This is a genomic window from Gemmiger formicilis, from assembly GCF_900167555.1.
Lineage (GTDB): Bacteria > Bacillota > Clostridia > Oscillospirales > Ruminococcaceae > Gemmiger > Gemmiger formicilis.
Window position 1 is genome coordinate 76,461 of record NZ_FUYF01000003.1, and the last position, 24,700, is coordinate 101,160.

The 24,700-nt window shown below is 55.5% G+C and carries 32 protein-coding genes and 1 tRNA gene; 14 read left to right on the forward strand and 19 right to left on the reverse strand.

Translation table 11 applies throughout. From position 1 onward, the window contains the following. Nucleotide 1 precedes the first annotated feature (1 nt). The 7 genes from B5D32_RS03470 to rsmA all read left to right on the forward strand — a co-directional run bounded on the left by B5D32_RS03470 (nucleotide 2) and on the right by rsmA (nucleotide 7,340). Nucleotides 2-628: a sugar transferase gene (locus B5D32_RS03470; protein ID WP_078783699.1), complete on the forward strand. Its 627-nt coding sequence runs from the start codon at nucleotides 2-4 to the stop codon at nucleotides 626-628. A gap of 248 nt (nucleotides 629-876) precedes the next feature. Further along, nucleotides 877-1,962, forward strand: coding sequence for a PucR family transcriptional regulator (locus B5D32_RS03475; RefSeq protein ID WP_078783700.1), 1,086 nt, complete (start codon nucleotides 877-879; stop codon nucleotides 1,960-1,962). A gap of 164 nt (nucleotides 1,963-2,126) precedes the next feature. Then, entirely contained in the window at nucleotides 2,127-2,885 is a 759-nt protein-coding gene (ftsE, locus tag B5D32_RS03480) for a cell division ATP-binding protein FtsE (protein ID WP_078783701.1), read from the forward strand. Between the two features lie 22 nt (nucleotides 2,886-2,907). Further along, nucleotides 2,908-3,828 carry a permease-like cell division protein FtsX gene (ftsX, locus tag B5D32_RS03485; protein WP_078783702.1) on the forward strand — a complete coding sequence of 307 codons (921 nt, stop codon included), beginning with the start codon at nucleotides 2,908-2,910 and terminating at the stop codon, nucleotides 3,826-3,828. A 27-nt stretch (nucleotides 3,829-3,855) separates the two neighbouring features. Beyond that, nucleotides 3,856-5,070: a murein hydrolase activator EnvC family protein gene (locus tag B5D32_RS03490; RefSeq protein ID WP_078783703.1), complete on the forward strand. Its 1,215-nt coding sequence runs from the start codon at nucleotides 3,856-3,858 to the stop codon at nucleotides 5,068-5,070. Between the two features lie 159 nt (nucleotides 5,071-5,229). Further along, on the forward strand, nucleotides 5,230-6,447 hold the full coding sequence (locus B5D32_RS03495) for a S41 family peptidase (protein ID WP_078783704.1): 1,218 nt from the start codon (nucleotides 5,230-5,232) through the stop codon (nucleotides 6,445-6,447). 29 nt (nucleotides 6,448-6,476) lie between these two features. Next, nucleotides 6,477-7,340: a 16S rRNA (adenine(1518)-N(6)/adenine(1519)-N(6))-dimethyltransferase RsmA gene (gene rsmA / locus B5D32_RS03500; RefSeq protein WP_078783705.1), complete on the forward strand. Its 864-nt coding sequence runs from the start codon at nucleotides 6,477-6,479 to the stop codon at nucleotides 7,338-7,340. A 554-nt stretch (nucleotides 7,341-7,894) separates the two neighbouring features. On the opposite strand, the gene B5D32_RS15365 is transcribed toward rsmA, so the two are convergent. Genes B5D32_RS15365 through B5D32_RS03515 form a run of 5 tightly spaced genes read right to left on the reverse strand, consistent with a single transcriptional unit; the run spans nucleotide 7,895 to nucleotide 8,997 of the window. Continuing rightward, nucleotides 7,895-8,023 (reverse strand): DUF397 domain-containing protein, encoded by a 129-nt coding sequence (locus B5D32_RS15365; protein ID WP_143402665.1) that lies wholly within the window; start codon nucleotides 8,021-8,023, stop codon nucleotides 7,895-7,897. Next, nucleotides 8,013-8,219, reverse strand: coding sequence for a hypothetical protein (locus B5D32_RS03505; RefSeq protein WP_078783706.1), 207 nt, complete (start codon nucleotides 8,217-8,219; stop codon nucleotides 8,013-8,015). Before B5D32_RS03505 ends, B5D32_RS15365 begins: the two co-directional genes overlap by 11 nt. 47 nt (nucleotides 8,220-8,266) lie before the next feature. After that, complete coding sequence (locus B5D32_RS15165) at nucleotides 8,267-8,440, reverse strand: hypothetical protein (RefSeq protein WP_159446972.1); 174 nt, start codon at nucleotides 8,438-8,440, stop codon at nucleotides 8,267-8,269. Next, the gene (locus B5D32_RS03510) at nucleotides 8,433-8,612 is read right to left on the reverse strand and encodes a hypothetical protein (RefSeq protein ID WP_078783707.1); all 180 of its coding nucleotides are present in this window, start codon (nucleotides 8,610-8,612) and stop codon (nucleotides 8,433-8,435) included. The genes B5D32_RS15165 and B5D32_RS03510 overlap by 8 nt, the downstream gene beginning before the upstream one ends. Nucleotides 8,613-8,667: 55 nt before the next feature. Continuing rightward, the gene (locus B5D32_RS03515) at nucleotides 8,668-8,997 is read right to left on the reverse strand and encodes a hypothetical protein (RefSeq protein ID WP_078783708.1); all 330 of its coding nucleotides are present in this window, start codon (nucleotides 8,995-8,997) and stop codon (nucleotides 8,668-8,670) included. Nucleotides 8,998-9,374: 377 nt separating this feature from the next. Here B5D32_RS03515 and B5D32_RS03520 point away from each other — a divergent pair, with 377 nt between their 5' ends. The 4 genes from B5D32_RS03520 to B5D32_RS03535 all read left to right on the forward strand — a co-directional run bounded on the left by B5D32_RS03520 (nucleotide 9,375) and on the right by B5D32_RS03535 (nucleotide 10,398). Further along, complete coding sequence (locus tag B5D32_RS03520; protein ID WP_078783709.1) at nucleotides 9,375-9,566, forward strand: hypothetical protein; 192 nt, start codon at nucleotides 9,375-9,377, stop codon at nucleotides 9,564-9,566. Between the two features lie 13 nt (nucleotides 9,567-9,579). Further along, on the forward strand, nucleotides 9,580-9,801 hold the full coding sequence (locus B5D32_RS03525) for a hypothetical protein (RefSeq protein ID WP_078783710.1): 222 nt from the start codon (nucleotides 9,580-9,582) through the stop codon (nucleotides 9,799-9,801). Then, nucleotides 9,798-10,052, forward strand: coding sequence for a type II toxin-antitoxin system RelE family toxin (locus B5D32_RS03530; protein ID WP_078783711.1), 255 nt, complete (start codon nucleotides 9,798-9,800; stop codon nucleotides 10,050-10,052). Before B5D32_RS03525 ends, B5D32_RS03530 begins: the two co-directional genes overlap by 4 nt. Nucleotides 10,053-10,167: 115 nt before the next feature. Continuing rightward, nucleotides 10,168-10,398 (forward strand): hypothetical protein, encoded by a 231-nt coding sequence (locus tag B5D32_RS03535; protein ID WP_078783712.1) that lies wholly within the window; start codon nucleotides 10,168-10,170, stop codon nucleotides 10,396-10,398. A 41-nt stretch (nucleotides 10,399-10,439) separates the two neighbouring features. On the opposite strand, the gene B5D32_RS14815 is transcribed toward B5D32_RS03535, so the two are convergent. The 10 genes from B5D32_RS14815 to B5D32_RS03580 form a co-directional block, all read right to left on the reverse strand. Then, nucleotides 10,440-10,766 (reverse strand): hypothetical protein, encoded by a 327-nt coding sequence (locus B5D32_RS14815; protein WP_143402666.1) that lies wholly within the window; start codon nucleotides 10,764-10,766, stop codon nucleotides 10,440-10,442. 68 nt (nucleotides 10,767-10,834) lie between these two features. Further along, a complete protein-coding gene (locus B5D32_RS03540; RefSeq protein ID WP_078783713.1) occupies nucleotides 10,835-11,419 on the reverse strand; it encodes a hypothetical protein in 585 nt (194 codons plus the stop codon). Nucleotides 11,420-11,426: 7 nt separating this feature from the next. Further along, a complete protein-coding gene (locus B5D32_RS03545; protein WP_078783714.1) occupies nucleotides 11,427-11,633 on the reverse strand; it encodes a hypothetical protein in 207 nt (68 codons plus the stop codon). Further along, nucleotides 11,630-11,953, reverse strand: coding sequence for a hypothetical protein (locus tag B5D32_RS03550; RefSeq protein ID WP_078783715.1), 324 nt, complete (start codon nucleotides 11,951-11,953; stop codon nucleotides 11,630-11,632). The genes B5D32_RS03545 and B5D32_RS03550 overlap by 4 nt, the downstream gene beginning before the upstream one ends. A 36-nt stretch (nucleotides 11,954-11,989) precedes the next feature. Beyond that, entirely contained in the window at nucleotides 11,990-12,856 is an 867-nt protein-coding gene (locus tag B5D32_RS03555) for a sigma-70 family RNA polymerase sigma factor (protein ID WP_078783716.1), read from the reverse strand. A gap of 59 nt (nucleotides 12,857-12,915) precedes the next feature. Then, the gene (locus B5D32_RS03560) at nucleotides 12,916-13,497 is read right to left on the reverse strand and encodes a hypothetical protein (RefSeq protein ID WP_078783717.1); all 582 of its coding nucleotides are present in this window, start codon (nucleotides 13,495-13,497) and stop codon (nucleotides 12,916-12,918) included. Beyond that, complete coding sequence (locus tag B5D32_RS15370) at nucleotides 13,494-14,216, reverse strand: hypothetical protein (protein ID WP_200805163.1); 723 nt, start codon at nucleotides 14,214-14,216, stop codon at nucleotides 13,494-13,496. The genes B5D32_RS03560 and B5D32_RS15370 overlap by 4 nt, the downstream gene beginning before the upstream one ends. Beyond that, nucleotides 14,216-14,545: a hypothetical protein gene (locus tag B5D32_RS03570; protein WP_078783718.1), complete on the reverse strand. Its 330-nt coding sequence runs from the start codon at nucleotides 14,543-14,545 to the stop codon at nucleotides 14,216-14,218. Before B5D32_RS03570 ends, B5D32_RS15370 begins: the two co-directional genes overlap by 1 nt. Before the next feature lie 114 nt (nucleotides 14,546-14,659). Further along, nucleotides 14,660-14,875, reverse strand: a complete 216-nt coding sequence (locus B5D32_RS03575) for a helix-turn-helix domain-containing protein (RefSeq protein ID WP_078783719.1) — start codon at nucleotides 14,873-14,875, stop codon at nucleotides 14,660-14,662. Further along, nucleotides 14,862-15,068 (reverse strand): hypothetical protein, encoded by a 207-nt coding sequence (locus tag B5D32_RS03580; protein WP_078783720.1) that lies wholly within the window; start codon nucleotides 15,066-15,068, stop codon nucleotides 14,862-14,864. The genes B5D32_RS03575 and B5D32_RS03580 overlap by 14 nt, the downstream gene beginning before the upstream one ends. Nucleotides 15,069-15,220: 152 nt before the next feature. Between B5D32_RS03580 and B5D32_RS14820 the strand changes: the two genes are divergently transcribed. Continuing rightward, nucleotides 15,221-16,030: a hypothetical protein gene (locus tag B5D32_RS14820; protein WP_143402667.1), complete on the forward strand. Its 810-nt coding sequence runs from the start codon at nucleotides 15,221-15,223 to the stop codon at nucleotides 16,028-16,030. Between the two features lie 4 nt (nucleotides 16,031-16,034). Further along, nucleotides 16,035-17,462 carry a tyrosine-type recombinase/integrase gene (locus B5D32_RS03585; RefSeq protein ID WP_078783721.1) on the forward strand — a complete coding sequence of 476 codons (1,428 nt, stop codon included), beginning with the start codon at nucleotides 16,035-16,037 and terminating at the stop codon, nucleotides 17,460-17,462. Nucleotides 17,463-17,585: 123 nt separating this feature from the next. Here the strand turns inward: B5D32_RS03585 and B5D32_RS03590 are convergent. The 4 genes from B5D32_RS03590 to B5D32_RS03605 form a co-directional block, all read right to left on the reverse strand. Beyond that, a tRNA-Thr gene (locus B5D32_RS03590) sits at nucleotides 17,586-17,661 on the reverse strand. A 45-nt stretch (nucleotides 17,662-17,706) separates the two neighbouring features. Beyond that, nucleotides 17,707-18,720, reverse strand: coding sequence for an aspartate--ammonia ligase (gene asnA, locus B5D32_RS03595; RefSeq protein WP_078783722.1), 1,014 nt, complete (start codon nucleotides 18,718-18,720; stop codon nucleotides 17,707-17,709). A gap of 35 nt (nucleotides 18,721-18,755) precedes the next feature. Beyond that, nucleotides 18,756-20,513, reverse strand: coding sequence for an ABC transporter ATP-binding protein (locus B5D32_RS03600; RefSeq protein WP_078783723.1), 1,758 nt, complete (start codon nucleotides 20,511-20,513; stop codon nucleotides 18,756-18,758). Then, entirely contained in the window at nucleotides 20,510-22,249 is a 1,740-nt protein-coding gene (locus B5D32_RS03605; protein WP_078783724.1) for an ABC transporter ATP-binding protein, read from the reverse strand. The genes B5D32_RS03600 and B5D32_RS03605 overlap by 4 nt, the downstream gene beginning before the upstream one ends. Nucleotides 22,250-22,401: 152 nt before the next feature. Here B5D32_RS03605 and B5D32_RS03610 point away from each other — a divergent pair, with 152 nt between their 5' ends. Further along, on the forward strand, nucleotides 22,402-24,675 hold the full coding sequence (locus B5D32_RS03610) for an ATP-dependent Clp protease ATP-binding subunit (protein ID WP_078783725.1): 2,274 nt from the start codon (nucleotides 22,402-22,404) through the stop codon (nucleotides 24,673-24,675). Nucleotides 24,676-24,700: the final 25 nt, after the last annotated feature.

Here is a 24,700-nt window from a genome sequence, read left to right on the forward strand (position 1 = left end):
TATGTACGAGCGTTACGGTAAGCGCCTGCTGGACATTATCCTTTCGCTGGCAGCCACGATCATTCTTGCAATTCCGATGGGGCTGGTCGCGCTGTGGATCAAGCTCGACTCCCCGGGGCCGGTCTTTTTCAAGCAGCGCCGCGTCGGCAAAGGCAAAACGCACTTTAACATCCTGAAGTTCCGCACGATGCGCGGCGACACCCCGCACGACGTTCCCACGCACCTTTTGAAAGATGCGGACAGCTACATTACCGGGAGCGGTGCCTTCCTGCGCAAGACGAGCCTGGACGAGCTGCCGCAGATCTACAACATACTGGCAGGGCAGATGAGCGTCATCGGCCCGCGCCCCGCACTGTACAACCAGTACGACCTGATCGAAGCGCGCGACAAGGTCCGCGCCAACGACATCCGCCCGGGCCTGACCGGCTTAGCACAGGTCAACGGACGCGACGAGCTGCCGATTGACGTCAAAGCCCGCTACGACGGTGAGTACGCCGCCCATGTGACGTTCTGGAATGATGTAAAGATTTTCTTCCGCAGCATCACCTATGTGTTCCAGCGCCGCGGCGTCGTCGAGGGCGGCACCGGTGCCATGAACCAGACAAAAGAGGAAAAATCGTCAAAATGACGGACGTTGTACCTGCCGGGAAAACACCGGCAGGTACATTTTTTGTGCTGATTTAAAAAATGTACAAGAAAATCTTGCGATTTTCGTGAAAATATGTTGCAAAAGCCAAGCGGATTGTGTAAAATATACATTATGATGTTTTGGTTTTCAGGCAGATTACCAAACGGCAATTTTGCCAAACACGCATAGCCCGCACTGCACACCGGTGCAGACTGTCTAAATAACAGCTAAAAGGGGAGTCACATATTATGGCAAACAGGGTATTCCAGAACGTGGTCTACCAGATGAAGGACGCAGTGGATCGTGTCGTCGGCGTGATTGATGAGACCGGCACCGTCATTTCCTGCTCTGAGCTGGGACAGATCGGTGAGGTGCGCGAGGGCGTGGCCGCAGTCCGCCAGACGGCCGGGGATGCTTTCGTGCGCGATGGGTATGCCTACCATCAGTTCTCCAACGCCAAGCACAATGACTACGCCGTCTTTGTCGAGGGCACTGACACTACCGCCGAGCAATTCGCCGCCATGCTCTCCATCAGCCTGCAGAGCATCAAGCAGTACCACGACGAAAAATTCGACAAGACGAACTTCATCAAGAACGTCGTGCTCGACAACATCCTGCCCGGCGACATCTACGCCAAGGCGCGGGAGCTGCACTTTGTCTCTGACGTGCAGCGCGTCGTACTACTGATCCGCGTGACCTCCGGCAATGATATTTCCGCCTACGATGTCGTCAGCGGCCTTTTCCCGGACAAACAGAAGGACTTCGTCTTTAACATCAGCGAGACCGACACCGTCCTGGTCAAGGAGATCAAACCCGACAACAACACCCGCGATATGGAAAAGCTGGCTGCCTCCATCGTCGATACGCTGCAGGGCGACCATTACATCAAGGCCGTCGTCGGCATCGGTACGCCCATCGGCAACATCAAGGACCTGGCCTCCAGCTTTAAGGAAGCCCAGATTGCCATGGAGGTCGGCAAGGTGTTTGACACCGAGCGTCAGGTCATCAGCTATGACCATCTGGGCATTGCGCGCCTGATCTACCAGCTGCCTACGACGCTCTGCGAGGCATTCCTGCGCGAGGTGTTCAAGCAGGAGAGCATCGACTCCCTCGATGCCGAGACGCTGTTCACGATCCAGCGCTTCTTTGAGAACAACCTGAACGTCTCTGAGACGAGTCGCGGTCTGTTCGTTCACCGCAACACGCTGGTCTACCGCCTTGAGAAGATCCGCAAGCTGACCGGCCTTGACCTGCGCAACTTCGATGATGCCATCGTCTTTAAGGTAGCGCTGATGGTCAAGAAATACCTGTCCGCCAACCCGGCCAAATATTGATTTTAAAAAAACTTTCACAAATGGCGCTGCACCGCAAGGCAGCGCCATTTTCCTGCTTTTTATAGCCGCAAAGCACCTTGACCGCAGAGGTCTGACATGGTATTCTATTATATGTATGACTGTAACCATAACAGCAAAGCCACACCACGGCAGGAGAACCCCGAATGATCGATTTTGAACATGTATATAAAACCTACGAGACCCACAACGATGAGAACGTCGCGCTGGAGGACATCAACATCCATATTGACGAGGGCGAGTTCGTCTTTATCCTCGGCCATTCCGGCGCGGGCAAATCCACGTTTTTAAAGCTCATCCAGATGGAGGAGAAGCCCACCGAGGGCAAGGTCTTTATCAATGGGCAGGATTTAACGCGCATCAAGCGCCGCAAGGTGCCCTACCTGCGCCGTCAGATGGGCGTTGTGTTCCAGGACTTCCGCCTGATCCCCACCATGACCGTCTATGAGAATGTCGCCTTCGCTATGCGCGTGACGAACATCTCGACCAAAAAGATCAAGGACCGCGTACCGTTTGCACTCTCCCTTGTCGGTCTGGAGGACAAAATGGACCGCCTGCCGGATGAGCTCTCCGGCGGCGAGCAGCAGCGTGTGGCCGTTGCCCGCGCGCTGGCCCACGGCCCCAAGCTCATCATCGCGGACGAGCCCACCGGCAACATCGACCCCGAAATGTCGATGGACATCATGCAGCTCTTTGAGGCCATCAACAAGGTCAACATCACCGTCGTCGTCGTCACCCATGAGCACGAGCTCGTCCACAAGCTGGCCCGCAAGTACGGCAACCGCGTCATCACGCTGGCCAACGGCATGGTAGCCTCCGATACCGCTGACCCTGCTGCCGCGCGCCGCTACGCTGCCGCCATGGCCGAGCGCGAAGAGGACGACTACGAGTACGACGAGGACTGATTTGTAAGTAAGAGGGGACACCATGCGTTTTTCCAGTTTTATCTACTTAGTCGGCCAGGGCCTGCACAACCTGCGCGCCAACCGGCTGATGACCTTTGCCTCCATGGGCGTGCTGACCGTCTGCATGCTGCTGATCGGCGCAGCCTCGCTGCTGGGCATCAACATTGACCACATGGTCGAATACATCGGCAACCAGAACGAGACCGTCGTCTACATGGGCGGCACCGGCGAGAGCGAGGTCGCCACCGACGAGCAGATTGCCGCCGCCGACGCGGCCATCCGCAGCACGCCCCACGTTGTGAGCGTGACCTATATGTCGCCGGAGGACGTTCTGGCGACCTACAGCGATATGCTGAAGGATTACACAAACCTGCAGCAGGTCTTTGCCAATGACAACCCGTTCACTCCCAACTACCGCGTGACCGTGGACGACCCCGACAACATTGAGGAAGTCTCCGCCCAGCTCATGCAGATCGACGGCGTTTACAGCGTCAAGGCCCCGCTGGCTATGGCGGATACCTTCACGTCCCTGCAGAAGGTCATCAACTACGCCTGCTACGGCCTGGTCGCGGTGCTGGCCATCGTCTCCATCGTCGTCATCAACAACACGATCAAAATCACCGTCTTTAACCGCCGCAAGGAGATCGGCATTATGAAGCTCGTCGGCGCGACCAACGGCTTCATCCGCTTTCCGTTCTTTGTCGAGGGCGTCACCTCCGGCCTGATTTCGGCTGGCATTGCGTCCGGCATCGTCTGCGGCGCGTACTATACACTCTGCCGCTGGTATGCCGAGAATCCGTCCAACCTCTCGCAGATGTTCGGCGGCACGCTTGTCCCGCTGGAAAGCGTCTGGTACTACATCGTCGGCGGCTTTGTGCTGCTGGGCTTCTTGCTCTGCGGCCTCGGCACCGCCACCAGCATCCGCAAGCATCTGAATGTATAACAGGGGATAAAGGGAACGTATAAGACCATGAAGCATGTAAAACACGGCAAAAAGCTGATTTCGCTTCTGCTGAGCGCGGCTGTCGCCATGAGCATGACGCTTTCCACCGTCATGACGCCGCTGGCCGCCTCCTCCAGCGTCAGCGACCTGCGCCAGAAGCTGCAGGAACTGCAGACTGAGCAGGAAAAGGTCAACCAGCAGCTCAAGGACGCGCAGAGCAACAAGGCCGACGCTGAGGCTCTCAAAACGCAGCTTGAGCAGCAGAAGGCACTGATTTTAAGCCAGATCAGCAACCTGTCCGAGCAGATCGGTTCTTTGGATGAGGAAATCGTCAACAAGCAGGACGAGATTGACCGGAAGCAGCAGGAGGTCGACCAGAAGCAGGCCGAATACGACCAGCGCTGGGCGGACTTTAAAGATCGTATGCGTGCGATGCAGCGTCTGAATGACGGCGGCTCCATCGCACTGTTGTCCAGTGCCACCAACCTGTACCAGCTGCTGACCTTTGCCACCACATTGGATCAGATCGTTAATAAGGACGAGGACACCTGCCAACAGCTTGAAAATGAGCACGCCGAGCTGGAGCAGCAGCGCGCCGAGCTGGAGCAGGCCAAGGCGGACCTGGAGGCCACGCAGGCCGATCTGGAGACCCAAAAGACCGCGCTGGACGGCAAGACGAATGAGCTTGCCCAGAATATCTCCCAGACCGACGCCAACATTTCCGCAGCGGATGCGGAGATCGAGGCCAACAAGGCGGCCCTGATCGAAGCCAACAAGGCCGTGGATAAGGCTGCTGCCGAGCTGGACGCCGCGCTGAACGCCGCCAACCAGGCTTACGGCAATGCGTCCATCCAGTGCTCGCTGGACTTTGGCCGTCCGCTGGCCACCTATAAGTACGTCTCCTGCTACTTCGGCGGCAACGGCCACCGCGGCACCGATTACGCCGCACCGGGCGGCACCGAAATCTACGCCGTCTCCGGCGGTGTCGTCACCGCTGCGGCCTACCACTGGAGCTGGGGCTACTACGTGCAGGTCTACCACGGCAAGGATGACAACGGCAATACTTATTCGACGCTGTACGCCCACATGAACAGCGCGCCCGTTGTCAGCGTGGGCCAGCCCGTGGAAAAGGGCAAGGTCCTTGGTTATGTCGGCTCCACCGGCAACTCCACAGGCAACCATCTGCACCTGGAAATGAAGGTCAACAACGTCCTGGTCAATGTCATGAACTACCTCTCATAACGAAAGGGGAATCTGTATGAAGCCGCAGAAGCACAAAACCTCCGTGCGTATTTTCTGCCTTGTAGTCGCCGTTCTGATGATACTCAGCCTTTTCTCTACGGTATTTTTCTCACTAGCCTACGGGGCATAACGCAAACACAGTAAGGAGCCATCAGACCCATGAGCAAAAAAATCAGTCTTGGCGTGGCGGCCACCATTGCCATCATTGCAATGGCCGTCACCTTCTCGCTGACCATGGTCGTGTCCATGAAGATGTTCAACACCACAGTGTCCAGCGTCAAAAACAAGGAGCGCCAGTACAACAAGCTGTCCGAAATTGATCGTTTTGTCCGCGCAGGGGAGTATTTCACCATCGACGAGGACACCCTGAATGACCGCTTGGCTGCGGGCTACATGAACGGCATCAACGACAAGTACGCCGTCTACTACACCGCCAAGGAATACAGCGAGAAGCAGTCTGTGGAGAAGGGCACACTGACCGGCATCGGCGTCGCTGTCGTCAATGACACATCCTCCGGCTACGCCCGCATCATCCGCCTGTATGACAACTCGCCCGCCGCAGAGGCCGGGATGCAGGTCGGCGGCTTCATCACCGCTATCAACGATGAGTCGACGCGCAACATCACCTCTACCGCGCGCCTGACCTCCAAGCTGCTGGGTGAGGAGGGTACGACCACCACGATCACCTACCTGACGCCGGACCGCCAGGAGCAGCAGCTGAATCTTGTCCACTCCAACTACAAAACACCCTCCATCTACACCCGTCAGATGGTCGCGGACACCTGCGGGTACATCCGCATTGACGCCTTCACCTCCGGCACGGCCAGCGAGTTCAAGGCTGCTGTGGATGAGTTGCTGCAGCAGGGAGCGAACAGCCTTGTCTTTGACCTGCGCGACAACACCGGCGAGAACCTGAACGCCGCCCTTGTGGCCGCGGATTACTGTGTGCCTTCCGGTGAGATTGCCAAGCAGCAGGACAGGGACGGCAATGTGACCGTGCTGCGCATGTCCGATGAGACCGAGATCAATGTTCCGATTGTCTGCCTTGTCAACGGCTCCACCGCGGGCAGCGCCGAGCTGTTCGCCAATGCCCTGCGCAAGATGGCCGGTGCGACGCTCGTCGGCACCAAAACTGCGGGTAAGGGCGTCGTTCTGAGCGACGCCCAGAGCTTCTCCGACGGCTCCGCCGCTTACATCACGGTGGGCCTGCTGCTCGATAACGAGGATCAGACCTGGAATGAGGAGGGCCTGCGCCCCGACATTGACGCCGCGCTCTCCGTCGACGAGCAGAACGCCTACTACGATTACACACTTGATACTGACCCGCAGATCAGCAAGGCCGTCAACGCGGCCACGGCACTGGCCGGGCAGAACTGATTTTTATTGACTCGGAAAGGACGTCCACCGTGCCCACATTGACTGACCTGTCCACCATCCGTGACCTCTGCGCACGGTATGACTTTGCCCTGTCCAAGGGCTTCGGCCAGAATTTCATCATCAACCCCGGCATCTGCCCCCGCATTGCGGAGGCCTCCGGTATCGGCCCCGGCTGGGGCGCACTTGAGGTCGGCCCCGGCATCGGCGTGTTGACCGAACAGCTTTGCAAGCGTGCGGACAATGTCGTCTCCATCGAGGTCGACAAGCGTCTGCCGCCGCTGCTGGAAGAGACGATGGCCGACTACGACAACTTCAAGCTCATCCTGAACGACGTGCTGAAGGTCGATTTGAAGGCTCTGCTGGCCGAGGAGTTCGGCGGCAAGCCCGTCGCCGTCTGTGCCAACCTGCCGTACTACATCACCAGCCCGATTCTGATGCGTCTGCTGGAGGAAAAGCTGCCTATCCGGAACATCACCGTAATGGTGCAGAAGGAGGCCGCACAGCGCCTCTGCGCCGCCCCCGGCACGCGGGATGCGGGTGCAATCAGCTACGCCGTGGCCTATTACGCCGAGCCGAAGCTGTTGTTCAGCGTCCAACCCGGCAGCTTTTACCCCGCCCCCAAGGTGACAAGCGCCGTCATCCGCCTGGATGTGAGGGAGAAGCCCGCCGTAACCGTGCCGAACGGCGACGAAGCCGTCTTCTTCGCGCTGATTCGCGCCGCCTTCTCCCAGCGCCGCAAGACCGCCGCCAACGCCATCGCCAATGGCCTGCACCTGCCCAAGGCGCAGGTCATCTCCGCCCTGCAGGCCGCCGGTCTTGATGAGCGTTCCCGCCCCGAGCAGCTGACACTGGAGAATTACTGCGCTCTGCAGACGGCACTGGCAAACACTTAAAACAGCAAAGCAAAACGCCCGGTAAGCATCACGCTTACCGGGCGCTTTTTAGGAGTATATAGAGTAGTGTGCAATAAGGAAAAGCTTCTCTAAATATTCCTCAAGAACAATCCATCAGCTTTATGTACAGCAGCATCTGTTACAATATCCTGAGTTCAACCCTGACTCCGCGTTATGCGATTCTACTGCGTTTACGACCTGTTTTTTACTGTTTAGGACGCAAAAAGACATACAAAAACAAGAAAAAAGCGCGTTGCAAAGTAGATTTACTTTGTAACGCGCTTTTTTAAGTTTGGAGCTAGTAACAGGAATCGAACCTGCAACCTGCTGATTACAAATTGATGATTCTTGGCGTTGCATCGTTAAATAACGTGCAATATTGTGCGATAATTCGCATATCTGCTTGTTGTGCCTTTTAGTTGTTTTTAGTAGTTTTCAATGCAATTATGCCCAAATTATGACCATTTTTGCAGTCCCATAAATGGGGAAAGCGCCCCGTTAAGGGCGCTCTGCCTGTTATGGGCTCTTCCCGCCGGGGGTGTTGGCGCACGGGGTCAATTTTTCGGGGTGTACTGGGCGATGATTTCCCGCGCACCTGCCACAAACGCAGCCATTTGCTCAGGGGAAAAGGTCAGCAATATGGACACAAGTTTTTCAATGTTTTCTGATGCTTCAGCCGTCATTGCAAACATCCCCCATTCTTTGCCGCTTGGCGAAAATATCCTCTTTGCAAAGTCCGAATTTCGCAAGACTTGCTTCAAGTTCGCTTTCGCTCATGCCGTCATCAAGTAACCAGTTGTAGGCATGGCGCATAAAGCGGATTAGGTCTTTGTGTCCCATGTTAGCTAAGTCACGTTCTCGCTGTTCGTAGTCTTTCATTTCATCACCTCATAAGCCCGTATAGCCAGATAGCACAGCCGTGTTTGTTATGCCTTGCGCTGCTGCCGGGCGTTCTCTATGTATGCCCGTAATTCGGTTTCGGTGTGGTCTTGCTTGAAGTAACCGCTTTTCACGGCTTCGATAAAAATTTCGGTGTCGATAGCATCGATCTGCATCATCAAATCAATGGCCTGCTGTACCTTTTTCTGATGTTCAGTCATATAAACCACCCTTTTCATTAAGTCCATATTTGGCGCGGATTCCCGCAAGGTTGCTTTCGTTAGTACCGAGTTCGACTAATCGGCGGTAAGCGTGTTTCGTAAGCTCGTTTAATTCCTCTTTGGTCATCTGATCGATGGCACGTTCTATCATTTCGGCGGTAGCTTCATCCATTTTCAATACCTCGCAAGCCCGTCAAGCCGTTAGCGCAGCTGCGTTTATTCGTTTGTTATGCTTTAATCGGCTGCACTTGGCTTGCGCCGAAAAAACTTGCCGTGTACCTCGCGCCATCGCCGTGACTTGCCCAGATTAGGACGGCGCGGAAAAGCGCCTTGTTGCCGTGAACCACTTCAAAGCCCGCCGCTTTCCAGTCAGCCCACGTTTTGCAATCCTCTGCAATCCCGGCGGCTGCTTTGGCTGCTGCAATCGCTGCCGCGTTCTGTGGGCGGGCTTTGGCGCTCTGCCAAGCTCTGTGCAGGGCTTCGGCAAATACCATCCCGCCCTTGCGGAAAATCGTCCACGCACGGCTCATAATCGCGCTAAGGTCATACTGCTTCATTGCTTGCTCCTTTACATTTTGGGGCAAACCGTGCTATAATGGGTTTGCCCTATTGTGTGGGGTGCGCTCGGTGTGTAGTTGGTAGCTATGCCGGGCGCTTTTCTTTTTGCCGTTGGGGGTTAAGGTTCGCGGTGGCTCGGTGCTGTCTGCGCTCTGTGAGGTTCTAGCAATCCTGTCCGCGTCTTATCTGGCGTTTCTGGTGGGCTTTCGCTTGACGTCCGCCTTGACCTTTTTCCTTTCGACATCTTTATTATATACCATTGCGCAAGTACATTCAATATGCAAATTGCACAAAGATATACACTTGCATAAGTACAAATTGTACACTTGCGCAAGTACAGATTGCGTGCTATAATATGTAAGGGGAGGTGTAACCATTGGGAACAGCAAGAACAAAGGCGAATAACAAATGGAATGCTAAAGCCTATGACCGTGTAAACCTCGTGTTGAAAAAAGATACCAGCCCGACAAAGGATGAAGTTCAAGCCGCTGCCGATGCAGAGGGAGTTAGCCTGAATGCGTATATTGTGGCGGCAATTAGCCAACAGTTAAACAAAGAGAAACCGTAAAGGGGGCGCTATTATGAGCGAGAGAGAGCAGGCAAAGCAGATTATTGATACCTTGCCGGATTACAAGATGCAGGCTATTTTGATGTTCCTGCGCGGCGTAGAGTTTGACGATGAACTAGAAGATGATCGTTTCTGTGAAAAGCTGGTTGACGATTATCTAAACGATGATTCGCCCGACAAGCACGAAAACGTCAGCCTAGAAGAGTTCGCGGCGCAAGAAGGCATTGCGCTATGAAATACCAAATCAAGATTGAAAAGGATGCTCAGAAATTCCTTAAAAAGCTGCCGCACCCGGACGAAACCAGAGTTTTAAAGGCAATTGCCAAGCTCCCAGATGAGGGAGACAGAAAGCAGCTTAAAGGCCATCCTGGATTTTTTCGGTTGCGTGTCGGCAACTACCGCATTATTTACACTGTAGATAACGGCCAGTTAATTGTGCGGGTCGTAGATGCCGGGAATCGTGGGCAAATCTATAACAGATACTGATATTGCCCACAAATACTAGTGGTTCAAGGTGTGGCGAGGTGAGGTGCGGCAGGGCAAGGCGTGGTATGGTTTGGCATGGAATAAATCATTTTTATTTCAAAAAGGAGATATTACCATGACAAACGATGAAAGAAACCGTGCAGTACGACTGCGCCGCAAATTGAATAAGCTGGGCTATACCATGATGAAAATGAACTGCAGACGAGACAGCATTGATAATTTCGGTGGCTATGCAATAATCGACACTGAATACAATGCCATTGTCAGGGGGACTCGATTCGACTTAGACCTTGACGATGTGGAAGAATTTATTTCGGATGAAGAATCCGTTGCACAGCTTGAATAGTCCAGCAAAGAGGGGGAACGCTTCGGTGCTCCCCCTCTTTTTTATAGCAACGACCCGGCTGGCGATGAAACATATATACGCCCCTCGACCGAAACCAAAAAATAACGAAGTATTGACAAAAACAAAATTTTATAGAATTGCCCGGCGCAGGTCAGACAGACCCAGACACGGAAAGCAAGCGGGCGGCGCTTTTGGAAAAGCTGCAAGGCGTACCCGCCGGGAATGATAGCAAAGAATAAGACAATGCGCTGCAAAGCCCCTGCAAGGCTCTGTGGCGCGTTTTGTATTCCAGACGGAAAAACTATATTAAACAGACCTGCAACGCCAAAACAGGCGTGTTCCTCGCGCTGTGGCGTTGCGATGCTCAAAGTATGCAAAAGCCCCCGGTGGTTACAAGCCGCCGGGGGTGCTTTAGTTTAATGACACGACACTCTCGTTATTCTTCGATGGTATCCGTCAACAGTTCCTTGCCGTCCAGAACGTCCATCATGTCAATGAATTTCTGGCAAAACTTGTCGTTTGCAAGGCAGGCGGCACTATAGCCGTTAACATCGCTAAGTGCTTTCTGTGCAAACATTTTCAGCGTATTCATGGCACGCAACGGGGCATCCACGTCAAGGATGCGGATATTAAAGCCTTTTTCTGCGGCATATTTGCGGATGGGTTTGCACATGGTCGGGTTTTTGCGATGCCTGTCGGCAATGTGCTGCAAGTCAGCTGCGCTCGTGATAAACACGGGGTTAAGCACTTTCAGGTCGGCTTCATCAACCTTGCTGCCGTCCGGCGCAATCCATGCAGAATAGGCCGCGTCAAAGTCTGCAACGATTTTGTCAGCCTTTTTGCGGAACTCGGCCTCTTTCGGGGCAGTTTCGAGAATGGCGGCAAGTTTGGCGTCAAATGTAGCCTTTGTAATGCTGCGGGCGTTGTACTCGGCTTCGAGTGCGGCACGGGCTTCCTTTTCGGCTGCAACGGCGGCGGCATATTCGCGGAAGTTGTCAATGTAAGATTTTGCGTAATTCATAATTTTTTTACTCACTTTCTTCAATTCGCGGCACATCGTCAATGATCACTACGTCGTACCGCTGGTGTAATTCGTTCATCGTTACAATCGCGCCTTTCTGTGTGCCGGTTTTCAGCAGGTAGCCGCCGGGCACGGGTTCAACGATTGCAACAGGGTCTTGCGCTGTCAGGGAATCTTCAAGCGCTTTCAATCTGGCTGTGAAGTCACGTTTCATTTTCTGCTCCTTTCTTCCAGCGCCCGCAAGCGCTGTTCAAAGTCGTTGGCTTCTACAAGCCGCAAACCATATTCCAGCACAGCGCGGGCCGCCGCAATATGCTGCTGCGGCTGCTGCTGGTCATCGTCTATAATGCCGCGCAGGCGGTCAATGGCGGGCGGCATAGCCGCTTTTGCATTGTCTGTGGCCGTTTCCAGCATTTCAGCGCAGCGCCGCTCGTACTCTGCAATAAAGGCGGGGTCTTGCCTGTAGCGGCGGATCGTGCTCTCATCCAGCCCTGCAGCGCGGGCAGCTGCTTTTACTGTAGGGCACGTTAGCAACGCTGCCAGGGCCTTTTGCTGTCTCTGTGTAATCTTTCACACCCCCTCTCTTAAATGTTCATTTTTGAGCGTTTTTTCACGCTTTGCGGCAATTTTATTCAGTTCTATCGTTTCCAGCCGTTCAGTGACACGCTCCTGCACACTGCTGCCGGTCTCTCGCCATGTCAGGTAGCCGACTCCATGCCAGGCACGGTTTTCAAGTTCCCTGTCATGCCAGCGGCGTAGTTTCGGGTCGCTGCGCAGCTTTCGAAGTGCGCGGGTTTCTATAGTGCGCACTTGCGCCGGGGTTATGCCCATCTTTTCGCCAGTGGCCGCCATCGACAGCCCATCAAAGAACCTGTGCCGCATTACAGCGCTTTCTATGGTGCCGCAACGGTCTAAGGCATCAACAAGCACGGCACGGGTTTGGGCGCTGGATATGCGCTCCTCTGCTGCTGTAAACGCCTGTTCTGCTGCCGGGTCTGGCTGAACCTCGCCTAGCGTGGGGCCGTCTGCATTTTCGCTGTCGATGGGCAAGTCCAGGCTGAAACAATGGTTTAACGGGTCGGCGCTGGTCGTGTGGGTCTTGCCGTCCTCATCAACAAATTTTCGCCGGTGGCCGTTAGATAAGGCAAGCTGTATCTGCCGCTGCATGGCCTGGGCAAGCCATGTAGAGAACGCGCCAGCCGCCGGGTCGTAGGTCTGGGCGGCGTACTTGACGGCGAAAAAGCCTTCCTGTTCAAAGTCATCTGCCGTCACACCGTGCTGATCTGCAAGGTCTTTGTGATGGGGATACCATTTCCAGAACATTGAGCGGATAAGTCCCCTGTTTGTCTCCCGCAGCTGGCCCAGCGCGTAGCTATTGCCAGCGGCCGCCAGTGTTGCAAGGGCTGCGTATGTGGCCTGCTGTTCTGCTGCTGACATTTTATCCTCCACCACTTAATGAACACGCCCGGTGAGGTCTAGATAGCACAACCGTCATTTTAATACCAGCCGTCATATCCGCGCTTTGGGCGGAGTAAAGGTTTCTGTCTTTCGGCTGCAAGCTGCTTTTCTACTTCTTCGTTGACTGGAAGTAACACCGGATTTAGTGGCGCCGTCTTCGTCCATTTCTCGTAGAATCTCTCAAACTCACTACGCTTGTACATGCGCCCCTCATCGCTCATATTGTTAAGTGCAAGCGCTGCATGATAGCTTCCCAGCCAATCCCGTGCCACATCGGGAAGATTCGAAAACATTGCAGGATAGTCAAGCGGCGGTTCTCCGCAATAATGAACCCGTGAGATCATCCACAAAATTTTCTTCCAGGCATCAGCAACAGGGACCGCATACTCTGCTTGGATGCTGCGCAGCTGGTCGCATAAATCGGCCAACGTCACGGGAAACTTGCAGACGGTAAAAGCCTTGCGCATAGCTTTCTGCCCAGCATAAGCTGGTACGTTAGCAAGTTCTGCTGCCCAAATCGTAATTTGAGTAGCAGCGTTCTCCTCACTTAACGGCTTGGCGCAGTTAGCGTACATTGCCACATTCCATCTCATCAAAGCTGTAACTTCATCAACGGTCATTTCCCTACCTCCAAAAGTGAAAAGTCTCCTGCTTTGAGCCTATCCGCTACGCGGCTCAATGTATCAGACGGCGATTCTTGCGTTGTGTTCCTTGTCTGTGGGCGGTTATACTGCCCAGAACGGCGTATCCAGTTGCGGGCAGCTGCTTGCCAGTCCTTCATACTGGCTCTACCGCCAATCTTCCAGCCGTTGGCGGCAAAGTAGTCAATAAAAGACTGGGCTTCCACCGCTGACGAACCTTGTTCGCAAAAATAAGCAATAGCATCATCCTCAGACGGTGGTGTGAAGCGTGGGCGGGGCGGCTTGTCCGCCTTACGTTCTCTCTTTACACTAACCTTATCTATACTATCCTTACCTATACTAACCTGTGGAACCCGCTGGTATGTACTTTGGTTTACCGCCGGTATACCAAGCTGTGCCTTTTCTTTTTGAAACTGCGTCGGGGTGTATCGGTTTGGGCGAAGTAGGTTGTTTTTCTTCCAGTCCACGATGACCAGTACACCACTTTCAAACGGTCTTACGAATCCCTTTGCCGCTAGCAGATTGAGGTCGTCGGCGCTGCATCCACACATCGCGGTGGTACGCTTTGGAGATGCTACAAAGCCGTCATCATCGGCCCGCATACCTAAGTGGAAGTAAAGAGCCTGTGTGCTACTCGGCATATCAAGAAATCTGTCTGTATCGACCACGTCAAGGCTGAACATTCTACGGCGTGCCATTATAGCGTTTCCTCACTTTCAAAATCCAGCTGGCCTAATGGGATGCCCAGCTTGCGGGCAACAGGTGCGATTGCCTTTAGTCCATGCTTGCACCGGGCGGCTTGGACGTGATAGAAAGCAGACATTTCCTTTTGTGCAATCTCCGGGTCATCGCTTGGCAAGAAATATCCGCCGTAGCCGCCGGGAGCGTAGAGGATAATCTCGCCAGCATCACGGGCTCGCATAATCTGGCTGCGCAGACCTCGCGGGGTAGTTTCTAACTTGGCGGCCAGTTCATCAGCGCGGGTTGCGTTTTCACGGCCATGCTTTAAAATTTCAGTGATAATCATACTTGAAAAACTCCCTTCGGTTTGATAAAATGGGAGCAGAAGATAGAATTGTATTTTTTCTCTGCCTCTTTGGCCGTCTGGCGTGCTGTAACACGCTGGGTGGCTTTTTTGTTTTCATAAGCCAACCCGGCGGATACCGGGCTGCTGTGGCTCTGTGTCTCCCTGCATCCAAGCTGCAAGGCTCGACAGGTTCACAAGTATCTTGCGCCCACACTTGACGCTGCGCACCTGACCGATCTTGCAAAGCTGTCGGATGCGGTAGGCAGGGATGCCAGATTCAGCGGCAGCTTGCGAGATGGTTGCCATACGGGGAAATTCAATTTTTGACATGGTTCTGCCCCTCTCTTTGAGCTTTCATGGCTGCAATAACCTCGTACAAATGGCGTTTTTCGCTTGGCGGAAGTTCTGTACGCAACTTGCGGCTTAAGTTTCCGTCATTGATTCCGAGTGCAGCAGCAAGCTCCCACAGCCTGAACCCGTTTGTTGCGACAGCGTTCCGAATATCGGCGTTAGCCCGGTTCATAAAATCACCTTCCCATAAAGATATAACATGCGGTGCATCGTTTGTTATGTCTTTATTTTACATCAGAATGTTGTTGTTGACAGCATGAAAATGTTGGTGTAAAATATAATTGAAAGGAAACATTTTTATAAGAAAGTGAGGTCATAGCTCGGGTGAATATTTGTATCACAGAACAAACTACCACTATCAGGAATGACAATGCACAATGCCAGTGGACAATAAAGACCGAAAACTGCTTTGGTCTTATATACAATTCTTTGGAAAGACATTTACCCAATTTTAATGAGGATGCCATAGTTACAAACTGTATCAACTATATGCGTAACGCAATGACTGGCAAAGATATTCATCCTGCAACATCTTACAAATTGCTTGGACGTGTTGAAAGAGGGCATACATTGCTTTTCTTCCATGAATACTTTGACGGTAAGGAATCTGTTGTGTTTTCATTGCAAGATGTTGACAAAATTCGCATAGCAAGCCGCATGAAGTCAAACTATCTGCCTGTCAGCATCAATGAAACAACAAGCATGGAATTTGACGATTTGACAAACGTTACACAAGTAATGGTAGCATTGCTTTATTACTATGCCTACTATGGGCTTAAGCTTGTGAAATGCCGTCATTGTGGATGCTGGTTTGCTACAAAGAGCCTAAAGAATCAGTATTGCAAACGGATTAGCCCGTGTTGTGGTGGGATTTTGAAGGGCGAAAATAAAAGTTGCGAACAAGCGGTGCGGCAAATCATGCAGAACTGTACACGACTTAGAGGCGCCATCCGGACAAAAGCAAGCCGTACAGTTTCTGCACAGCTACACAACAGTACATTCCTACCAGAGTTTGAAAAGGAAAACACGGAATTAGAATGTGCCGCAAGAGAAAGACCGACCGTTGATAATCTAACTCTATATTACAATTTTTTAAAAAGAATAAATAAAGAGAAAAAGTGGTTAGGAGGTTAAGACTATGGCGAACGTAACGAGGAGAGCGAATAAAGACGGAACAACGTCATACCGCGTCAAGGTATCCGCCGGGCTGGGCGCAGATGGTCGGTATGTGTACCGCTCCGCCACGTTCACGCCTCCGACAAAGCTGACAGCACGGCAGACGGAAAAGGCAGTGCAGGAATTTGCGCGGGACTTTGAGCAAAGAGTTCAAAGGGGTTTGTTTGCTGAAACGGATTTGACCGTTGACGGCCTTGCCCAAAAGTGGCTGACAGAATTTTGCGAACCGAATTTGAAACCGCACACGACCGAAGATTACAAAAAGCTGCTGCCTCGTGTTTCCGCTGCAATCGGGCACATTAAGCTGTCAAAGTTGCAACCCGGCCATATTCAAGAATTTTACAAACAGCTTGCGCAGCCGGGCATTCGTGAAGATGGAAAATACAAGGCGAAAGCGGCCTTTATTGAAGCGTTCCCCAAAGGAACGCGCATTGAATTACAAAAAGCTGCTGGGCTATCGCAAGGCACAATGGCCGCTATTATGCAAGGGCGCACCGTTTCCAAACAGTCAGCCGAAAAGATAGCCGCTGCCGCTGGATGGGCATTTACAAAGGCTTTCAGTTGTACAAGCACCGATACACTAAGCGCAAGCAGTCAGCGGCATTATCATCTGATGTTGTCAAGTATGTTCAGTACTGCCGTGCGGTGGCAGTTGATGGATGCAAACCCGTGTGAACGTGTCACGCCTCCAAAGCTGGTTGAACAAGACGTTGAATTTCTGGATGAAACCGGTATTGCGGACTTGCTTGCGGCGCTCCCTGATGCCCCTGTGCAGCTGTCAGTTATTACGCAGCTTGCTTTGTTTACGGGTGCCCGGCGGGGCGAAATTTGCGGTTTGCGCTGGTCTGACATTGATTTAGATGCCGGAGTTATGGCAATCAATAGAAATCTGTCTTATATTGCCCACAAGGGAACAATTTTTGATTATCCCAAAACGAAAAAAAGCCGCCGCTGCATTAAGCTAAGCGACGACTGTATAGCACTACTGAAAGATTATAAGCAGTGGCAGATGCGGGAGCGACTGAAAGTGGGGACGTTCTGGCAACGGACTATTACCATTGAGGGCGGCAAACTCGTGAAAAATGATTTGCTGTTCACAAAGCCGGATGGCAAGCCGATTGACCCGAACGTTGTTTCAAGCTGGTTTCCCGTATTCTTAAGAGAACACGGCCTCCCGCCGTGCCGCTTCCATAGTCTGCGCCACTCAAACGCGGCCTTGCTGATTGCTGCCCACGTTCCGGCAACTACGGTTGCGGGGCGCTTGGGTCACGCACAAGTCTCGACAACGACAAACATTTATGCAGCTATGATTCGGTCGTCAGATGCAGCAGCGGCCGACGCTCTGGGCAACATCTTTGACAGAATCAAACAGCGGCAAGAAATCGGCTGAAAACTGGGTTTTGAAAAGATTTATGCCCAAATTATGACCATTCGCGTCAAAATCAGCTTGAATATAGACAAAAAGAAATCCCCGACGCACCGTGTTTACTACGATGTATCGGGGATTTTTTCTTGGAGCTAGTAACAGGAATCGAACCTGCAACCTGCTGATTACAAATCAGCTGCACTGCCAATTGTGCTATACTAGCGGGAACTCTAATATAATATCACAATCGGCAGGGGTTTGTCAAGGGTTACAGCAGCTCCACGCCCGAATTCCTGCATGCCTGTACCGTAGCGTCATCCCACAGGCTGACCTGTACCTCGCCGACATGGGCCTTGCCCAGCAGCAGCATGCACAGGCGGCTCTGGCCGATGCCGCCGCCCATTGTCAGGGGCAGGGTGCCATCCAGCAGCAGTTTGTGGAAGGGCAGCTCCGCGCGCTGCGGGCAGCCTGCGGCGTCCAGCTGGCGGCGCAGGGCGTCGGCGTCAACGCGTATACCCATACTGGACAGCTCCAGTGCGCAGTCCAGCGGCTTGTGCCAGAACAGGATGTCGCAGTTCAGCGTCCAGTCATCATAGTCGGGTGCGCGCCCGTCGTGGGGCTGGCCACTCTTGAGCCTGCCGCCGATCTGCATGATGCAGACGGTTCCATGCTCTTTGGCAAAGGCATTTTCGCGCTGCTTCGGCGTGAAGTCCGGGTACCTGTCCTCGAGCTCCTGCGTCGTGATAAATGCCACCTCGCGGCGCAGGTGGATGTTGTTTTTCAGCTCGGGGAACTTCCAGCGCAGCTCGTCAGACGTTGCGCAGACAGCGTCCACGATGTCCCGCACGGTCTCCTGCAGAAATTCCAGCGTGCGCTGGTCGGCAGTGATAACGCGCTCCCAGTCCCACTGGTCCACGTAGATGCTGTGCAGGTTGTCCAGCTCCTCGTCGCGGCGGACGGCGTTCATATCGGTCACAATGCCCTGACCGGGGCGGAAGCCGTACTTGTACAGGGCGTAGCGCTTCCACTTAGCCAGACTGTGGACGACCTCTGCCTGCTCGTTCAGGCTGGGCACATCGAACGAAACAGGGCGCTCGACGCCGTTCAGGTCGTCGTTCAGGCCGCTGCCCTGCATGACAAACAGGGGAGCCGTGACGCGCTTGAGGTGCAGCGCCATGCAGAGCTTCTCCTGAAAGATCGTCTTGATGAGGCCGATGGCCTTCTGGGTGTCATACAAACCCAGAAGGCTTTGGTATCCTTCCGGAATGGTAATGTGACTCATAATACTTCCTCCTATTTCTTTCCTGGTGTATGGCTTTATGCCTTGGCGAACTGGCTCTCGTACAGCTGCTTGTAGAAGCCGCCCTGCGCCAGCAGTTCTTCGTGGGTTCCGCGCTCAATGATGTTGCCGGCCTTCATGACCAGGATCTGGTCAGCATTCTTGATGGTAGACAGGCGATGGGCCACGATAAAGCTCGTGCGGCCCTTCATCAGCTCCTCAAAGGCATCCTGCACCAGCACCTCGGTACGGGTGTCGATGCTGGACGTTGCCTCATCCAGAATCAAAATCGGCGGGCGTCGCAGCATGACACGGGCAATGCAGAGCAGCTGCCGCTGGCCCTGGCTGATGTTGCCGCCGTCCTCGGCTACCTGCGTGTCGTACCCGTTGGGCAGGCGGCAGATAAAGCTATGGGCGTGCGCCTTCTTGGCTGCGGCGATGATCTCCTCGCGGGTCGCATCCGGCTTGCCGTAGGCGATATTCTCCGCAATCGTACCGGCCTTCAACCAGGTCTCCTGCAGCACCATGCCCAGGTTGCCGCGCAGGCTGTCGCGGGTCACATTGTCGATGGAATACCCGTCGACGCGCAGTGTACCGCCGTTGATCTCATAAAACCGCATCAATAGATTGACCAGTGTCGTCTTGCCGCAGCCCGTGGGGCCGACCAGTGCAATGCGCTGGCCCGGCGCAACCTTCAGGTTCATATCCTCGATCAGCGGCACATCGTCCACATAGCGGAACCTGACGTGGTCAAACTCCACGCTGCCTGCGCCGTGGGGCAGGGCAACAGCATCCGGGCCATCGGGCACGATGGGCGTCTCGTCAATCAGGTCAAACACGCGCTGCGCACAAGCCAGCGCGTTCTGCAGTTCGGTCATAACGTCCGAAATGTCATTGAACGGCTTCGTGTACTGGTTTGCGTAGTTCAGAAAGACCGACAGCTGGCCCACCGTGATGCCGCCGGCAATGGCGACGAACGCACCCAGTACGCCGACGGCGGCGTAGACCAGCGCATTCACAAAGCGGGTGCAGGGGTTCGTGGTAGAGGAGAAGAACGTCGCCTTGACGCCGCACTTCTGCAAATCGAGGTTGATCTTATCGAAGCGTTCCTCGGCGCGGCGCTCATAGCCGAACGCACGGACAAGATGCTCGTTGCCGACCAGTTCTTCGACCAGACTCGTCATTTCGGCGCGGGTCTCGCTCTGCACCTTGAACATAGAATAGGTGTGGGTGGCAATAAACCGCGCGACGAAAATCGACAGCGGCGTCAACGCCACAACGACCAGCGCAATGCGCCAGTCGATGAACAGCATGACTCCCAGCGTGCCCAAAATCGTCAGCATGCCGGTGAACAGCTGGGTAAAGCCCATCAGCAGACCGTCGCTGAACTGCTCCACGTCGGTGGTAATGCGGCTGATAGCATCGCCGGGGCGGTGGGCGTCCATATATTTGAGCGGCAGAATCTCCAGCTGGCCAAACGCACGGACACGCATATCACGCACGACCTGAAAAGTAATTCGGTTATTGACGACATTCATCAGCCACTGGGCCAGCGCTGTGCAGGCAATCGTGGCAGCCATCGCTATCGCAATTTTGCCAAGCCCTGCAAAATCAACCTGACCGGGTCCCAGGATCATATCCACGGCCTTGCCGGACAGTACCGGGGCCAGCAGAGTCGTGACCACTGTGATCAGCGCAAGGGTCAGCGTCAGGATGACCATGCCGGTGTAGGGGCGGATTAGCTTCAGGACGCGATGGATCGTATTCTGGTCCAGCTTTTGCTTTGTCTTGCTCATAGCGTCTTTGCCACCTCCTCCTTGCTCAACTGGCTCAGGCAGATTTCCTTATAGACCTCGCAGCTGCGCAGCAGTTCGGCATGGGGCGCGTCGCCAACCAGCTTGCCGTCATCCAGCACCAGAATGTGGTCGGCGCGCTGCACGCTGGCCGCGCGCTGGGAGACGATAAACACAGTCATGCCGTGCGTTTCCTCTTTGATTGCCTTGCGCAGGGCTGCGTCCGTTGCAAAATCCAGCGCCGAGGCACTGTCATCCAGAATCAGGATCTTCGGCTTTGGTACCAACGCGCGGGCAATCGTCAGGCGCTGGCGCTGGCCGCCGGAGAAGTTGCGGCCCGCGGTCTCCACCGGCGCATCCAGCATGCCGGGTTTGCCGCGGACAAACTCCGCCGCCTGGGCTATCTCCAGCGCCTGCCAGATTTCCTCATCGGAAGCTCCGGGGGCGGCCCACTGCATATTGTCGCGGATCGTACCTGTAAACAGCACGGCCTGCTGGGGCACGACGCCCACCAGCCTGCGCAGCTGTGCAAAGCTGTACTGCTTTACATCATGGCCGAACAGCGCAACGCCGCCGCTGTCGGCATCGTAGAAGCGGCAGACCAGGTCGATCAGCGTCGATTTGCCGCTGCCCGTACCGCCGATGACGCCGATGGTCTCACCGGGCCTGGCCGTGAACGTGATGTCCGTCAGGCTCGGTGCGCCGGCATCCTTGTAGGTGAAGGTGACGTGCTCAAACTTAGCCGCCTCGGCAGCGTCGTTCACAGCCAGCTCTGCAGTGCCGGGATCCTGCATCGTCGTGTGGGTGTTCAGAATCTCATTGACGCGCATGCCGCTGGCCAGTGCGCGGGTGACCGAAACGACCAGATCCGCCAGACGCAGCAGGCTCAGCAGGATCTGGCTCATATAGTTGATAAGGGCAATGACCTCGCCCTGCGTCAGCTTACCGGCATCGACCTCTACACCGCCGCGCAGCAGCAGCGCCACAACGGCCAGGTTGACGACGAGATAGGTCAACGGGTTCATCAGCGCCGAAATACGGCCTGCCGCAAATTGCAGCTTTTTCAGATGGTCATTTGTCTCCACAAAGGCGGCCAGCTCGTCCGCCTGGCGGGCAAAGGCACGCACCACGCGCGCGCCGACGTAGTTTTCGCGCGTCAGCAGCGTCACACGGTCCAAGCCGTTCTGGGCCTCATGGTAGATGGGAACGGTCACGCGCATGATGGCCCATATAATAAGCGACACCATGATCGTAACGCCGATGAAAAGCATCGTCAGCTTCGGGCTGATGGAGAACGCCATAATAAGCGCGCCGATCACGATGAACGGCGAGCGCAGCAGCAGACGCAGCGTCAGGTTGACGCCGTTCTGTACCTGATTGATGTCGCTCGTCATGCGGGTGACAAGCGTCGGGGTGCCGATGCCGTCCAGCTCGCTGTAGCTCAGCGTGCCAATATGGCGGAACAGGTCCTTGCGCAATGCCGTGCCAAAGCCCAGCGCCGCCTTTGCGGAGAACCACTGGGCCGTCAGGCTGCTGGCCAAGCCGATAGCAGCCAGCAGGATCAGCAGGCCGCAGCGCGTCCAGATGAAGGCTGCATCCTCGTTTTTGATGCCCGTGTCGATGATGCTGGCAATGACCAGCGGCACAAACAATTCAAAACAGGCTTCCAGCATCTTGAAAAGCGGCGCTAACAGGGCTTGCTTCTCATAGCCCTTGATGTAGCGCATCAATTTGTGCATTGAAAACCACCTCATACGTAAAAATAAAAACAATCAGTTTATTATACCACGGTTTTCTCAATTTGTCTTGCAGAATCCCCCAGATTTCGATGATTATTTATTGGCCCGGCGTCTATACTTTCAATGGGTACTTTTCAGAGGAGGATTTGCAGATGTTCTGGGTCTACAGATATAAAGGTTTTTCCTTCACGGCGGCACGCACCGTGCACACGGCGCTGGTGCTGGCGGGGCAGCAGGGGTGCAGCCAGGCGGATACCGGCCATTTGCTGCTGGCGTTGGTGCAGACAGCACAGGGGACAGCGGCGGATTTTCTGCGCCGCAAGCGGGTGACATCCACCGCCCTGGCCGAGCATACCGCCGCCCACGCGGCGGGCCGTCCGCGCCGCCTGCACAGCCGGGACCTTGCCCCCGAGCTGAGCAAGGCCATGGAATTTGCCGTGCTGGGTGCGCACGCGGCCAGTGCCGCCAAGGCGGAGAACGAGCACCTGCTCTGCGCCATCCTCGAGGACTCGTCCTGCACGGCCAGCCGGTGGCTGGCGGCTCTGGGCATCGAGCTGCCGCAGGCCGCGCGGGAATGCCGCCAGCTTTCTGGTCAGCTTGTGCTGCCCGCCCAGCCGCGGATGGCTGCCTCCCGCACGGGCCGCCCCAGCGATAAATACGGCCGCGACCTGACGCGCCTCGCACAGGAGGGTCGGCTCGACCCGGTGCTCTGCCGTGATGCCGAGCTGGATCGCATGATTGAAATTCTCTGCCGCCGCCAGAAAAACAATCCCTGCCTCCTGGGTGAGCCGGGTGTCGGCAAGTCTGCGCTGGCGGAGGCACTGGCGCAGCGGATCGCTGCGGGGCAGATCACCCCGGCACTGCGCGGCAAGCGGGTGCTGGCGCTGGACATGGCGTCGATGGTCGCGGGCACCAAATACCGCGGCGACTTTGAGGAGCGGTTCAAGAACCTGTTGGAAGAACTGTACCGTGACCGCTCAACGATTTTGTTTATCGATGAAATCCACATCATTGCCGGGGCCGGGGCGGCGGAGGGAGCCATTGACGCCGCCAGCATCTTAAAGCCGATGCTGGCACGCGGCGAAATTCAGCTTATCGGCGCGACCACGCCTGAGGAATACCGCAAAACCATCCAGAAGGATTCCGCGCTCGAGCGCCGCTTTGGAAGGGTCATGGTCGAGGAGCCCACCCCTGCTGCCGCAGAAACGATTCTGGCCGGACTGATGCCGCGGTATGAGCGCTACCACGGTGTCAGCATCCCGCCCGAGGCCATCCACGCCGCGGTGGAGCTGAGCGTGCGTTACCTGCCCGGGCGGTATCTGCCCGACAAGGCCATTGACCTGCTGGACGAAGCCGCCGCGGCCCGCCGCATTGCCGATGCCAGCGGGAACCGCCGGGCACTGACCCCCGCCGATATTGCAAGGGTCGTCAGCAAGGCCAGCGGCGTGCCCGCAGAGCGCGTGGGCGAAGCCGAGAGGGAGCGGCTTGCTAATTTGGAACAGCGCCTTGCCGCCGAGGTCATCGGCCAGCCGCAGGCCGTGGCCGCCGTGGCATCTGCCATCCGACGCAGCCGCACCGGCCTGCGGGAGAGCGGGCGGCCCATAGGAGCTATGCTGTTCCTCGGGCCGACTGGCGTCGGCAAGACCCAGCTGGCACGCACGCTGGCAAAATGCTGGTTCGGCAGCGAAAAAGCCCTGCTGCGCTTTGACATGTCGGAGTATATGGAGCGGCATACCGTCGCGCGGCTGCTCGGCGCGCCGCCGGGCTATGTCGGCCACGACGAGGGCGGCCAGCTGACCGAGGCCGTGCGCCGCCGCCCGTACAGTGTTGTCTTATTTGATGAAATCGAAAAGGCGCACAGCGACATCCAGAACCTGCTGCTGCAAATCTTGGAGGACGGCAATCTGACCGACTCCCAGGGACGCCGGGCGGATTTTTCCAACACGATTATTTTGCTCACCTCTAATCTGGGTGCGCGGTGTCTGTCCGGGCAGACGTCGCCGCTGGGCTTTGGGGCCGCCGCTGCCGAGACCCAGCGCCGCGGCCAGCAAGCCATCCAGGAGGCTAAGGAGTTTTTCCGCCCCGAACTGATGGGGCGTCTGGATGAGACCGTCCTCTTTGACCCGCTCGGCCCGGAGCAGCTGGCCGGGATCGCAGACCGGCTGCTTGTCGAGCTTGAGCAGCGCGCAGCCCGGCAGGGCTACACACTGCACCACACGCCCGCCGCAGCCAAGATGCTGGCCGGGGACAAGGTGCCGCCCTACGGTGCGCGGGAGCTGCGCCGCACCGTCAGCCGTGCCGTGGAGCAGGCCCTTGCGGACCGCATCGCTGCCGGTACGGCCCACCCCGGCACCGTTTACACCGCCGATGTTGACGCCGACGGGCACATTATCCTGACCGAGGATACACTGGCGGCGTGCGTGTAGCATAAGCAAAACGAGGTACCTGCTT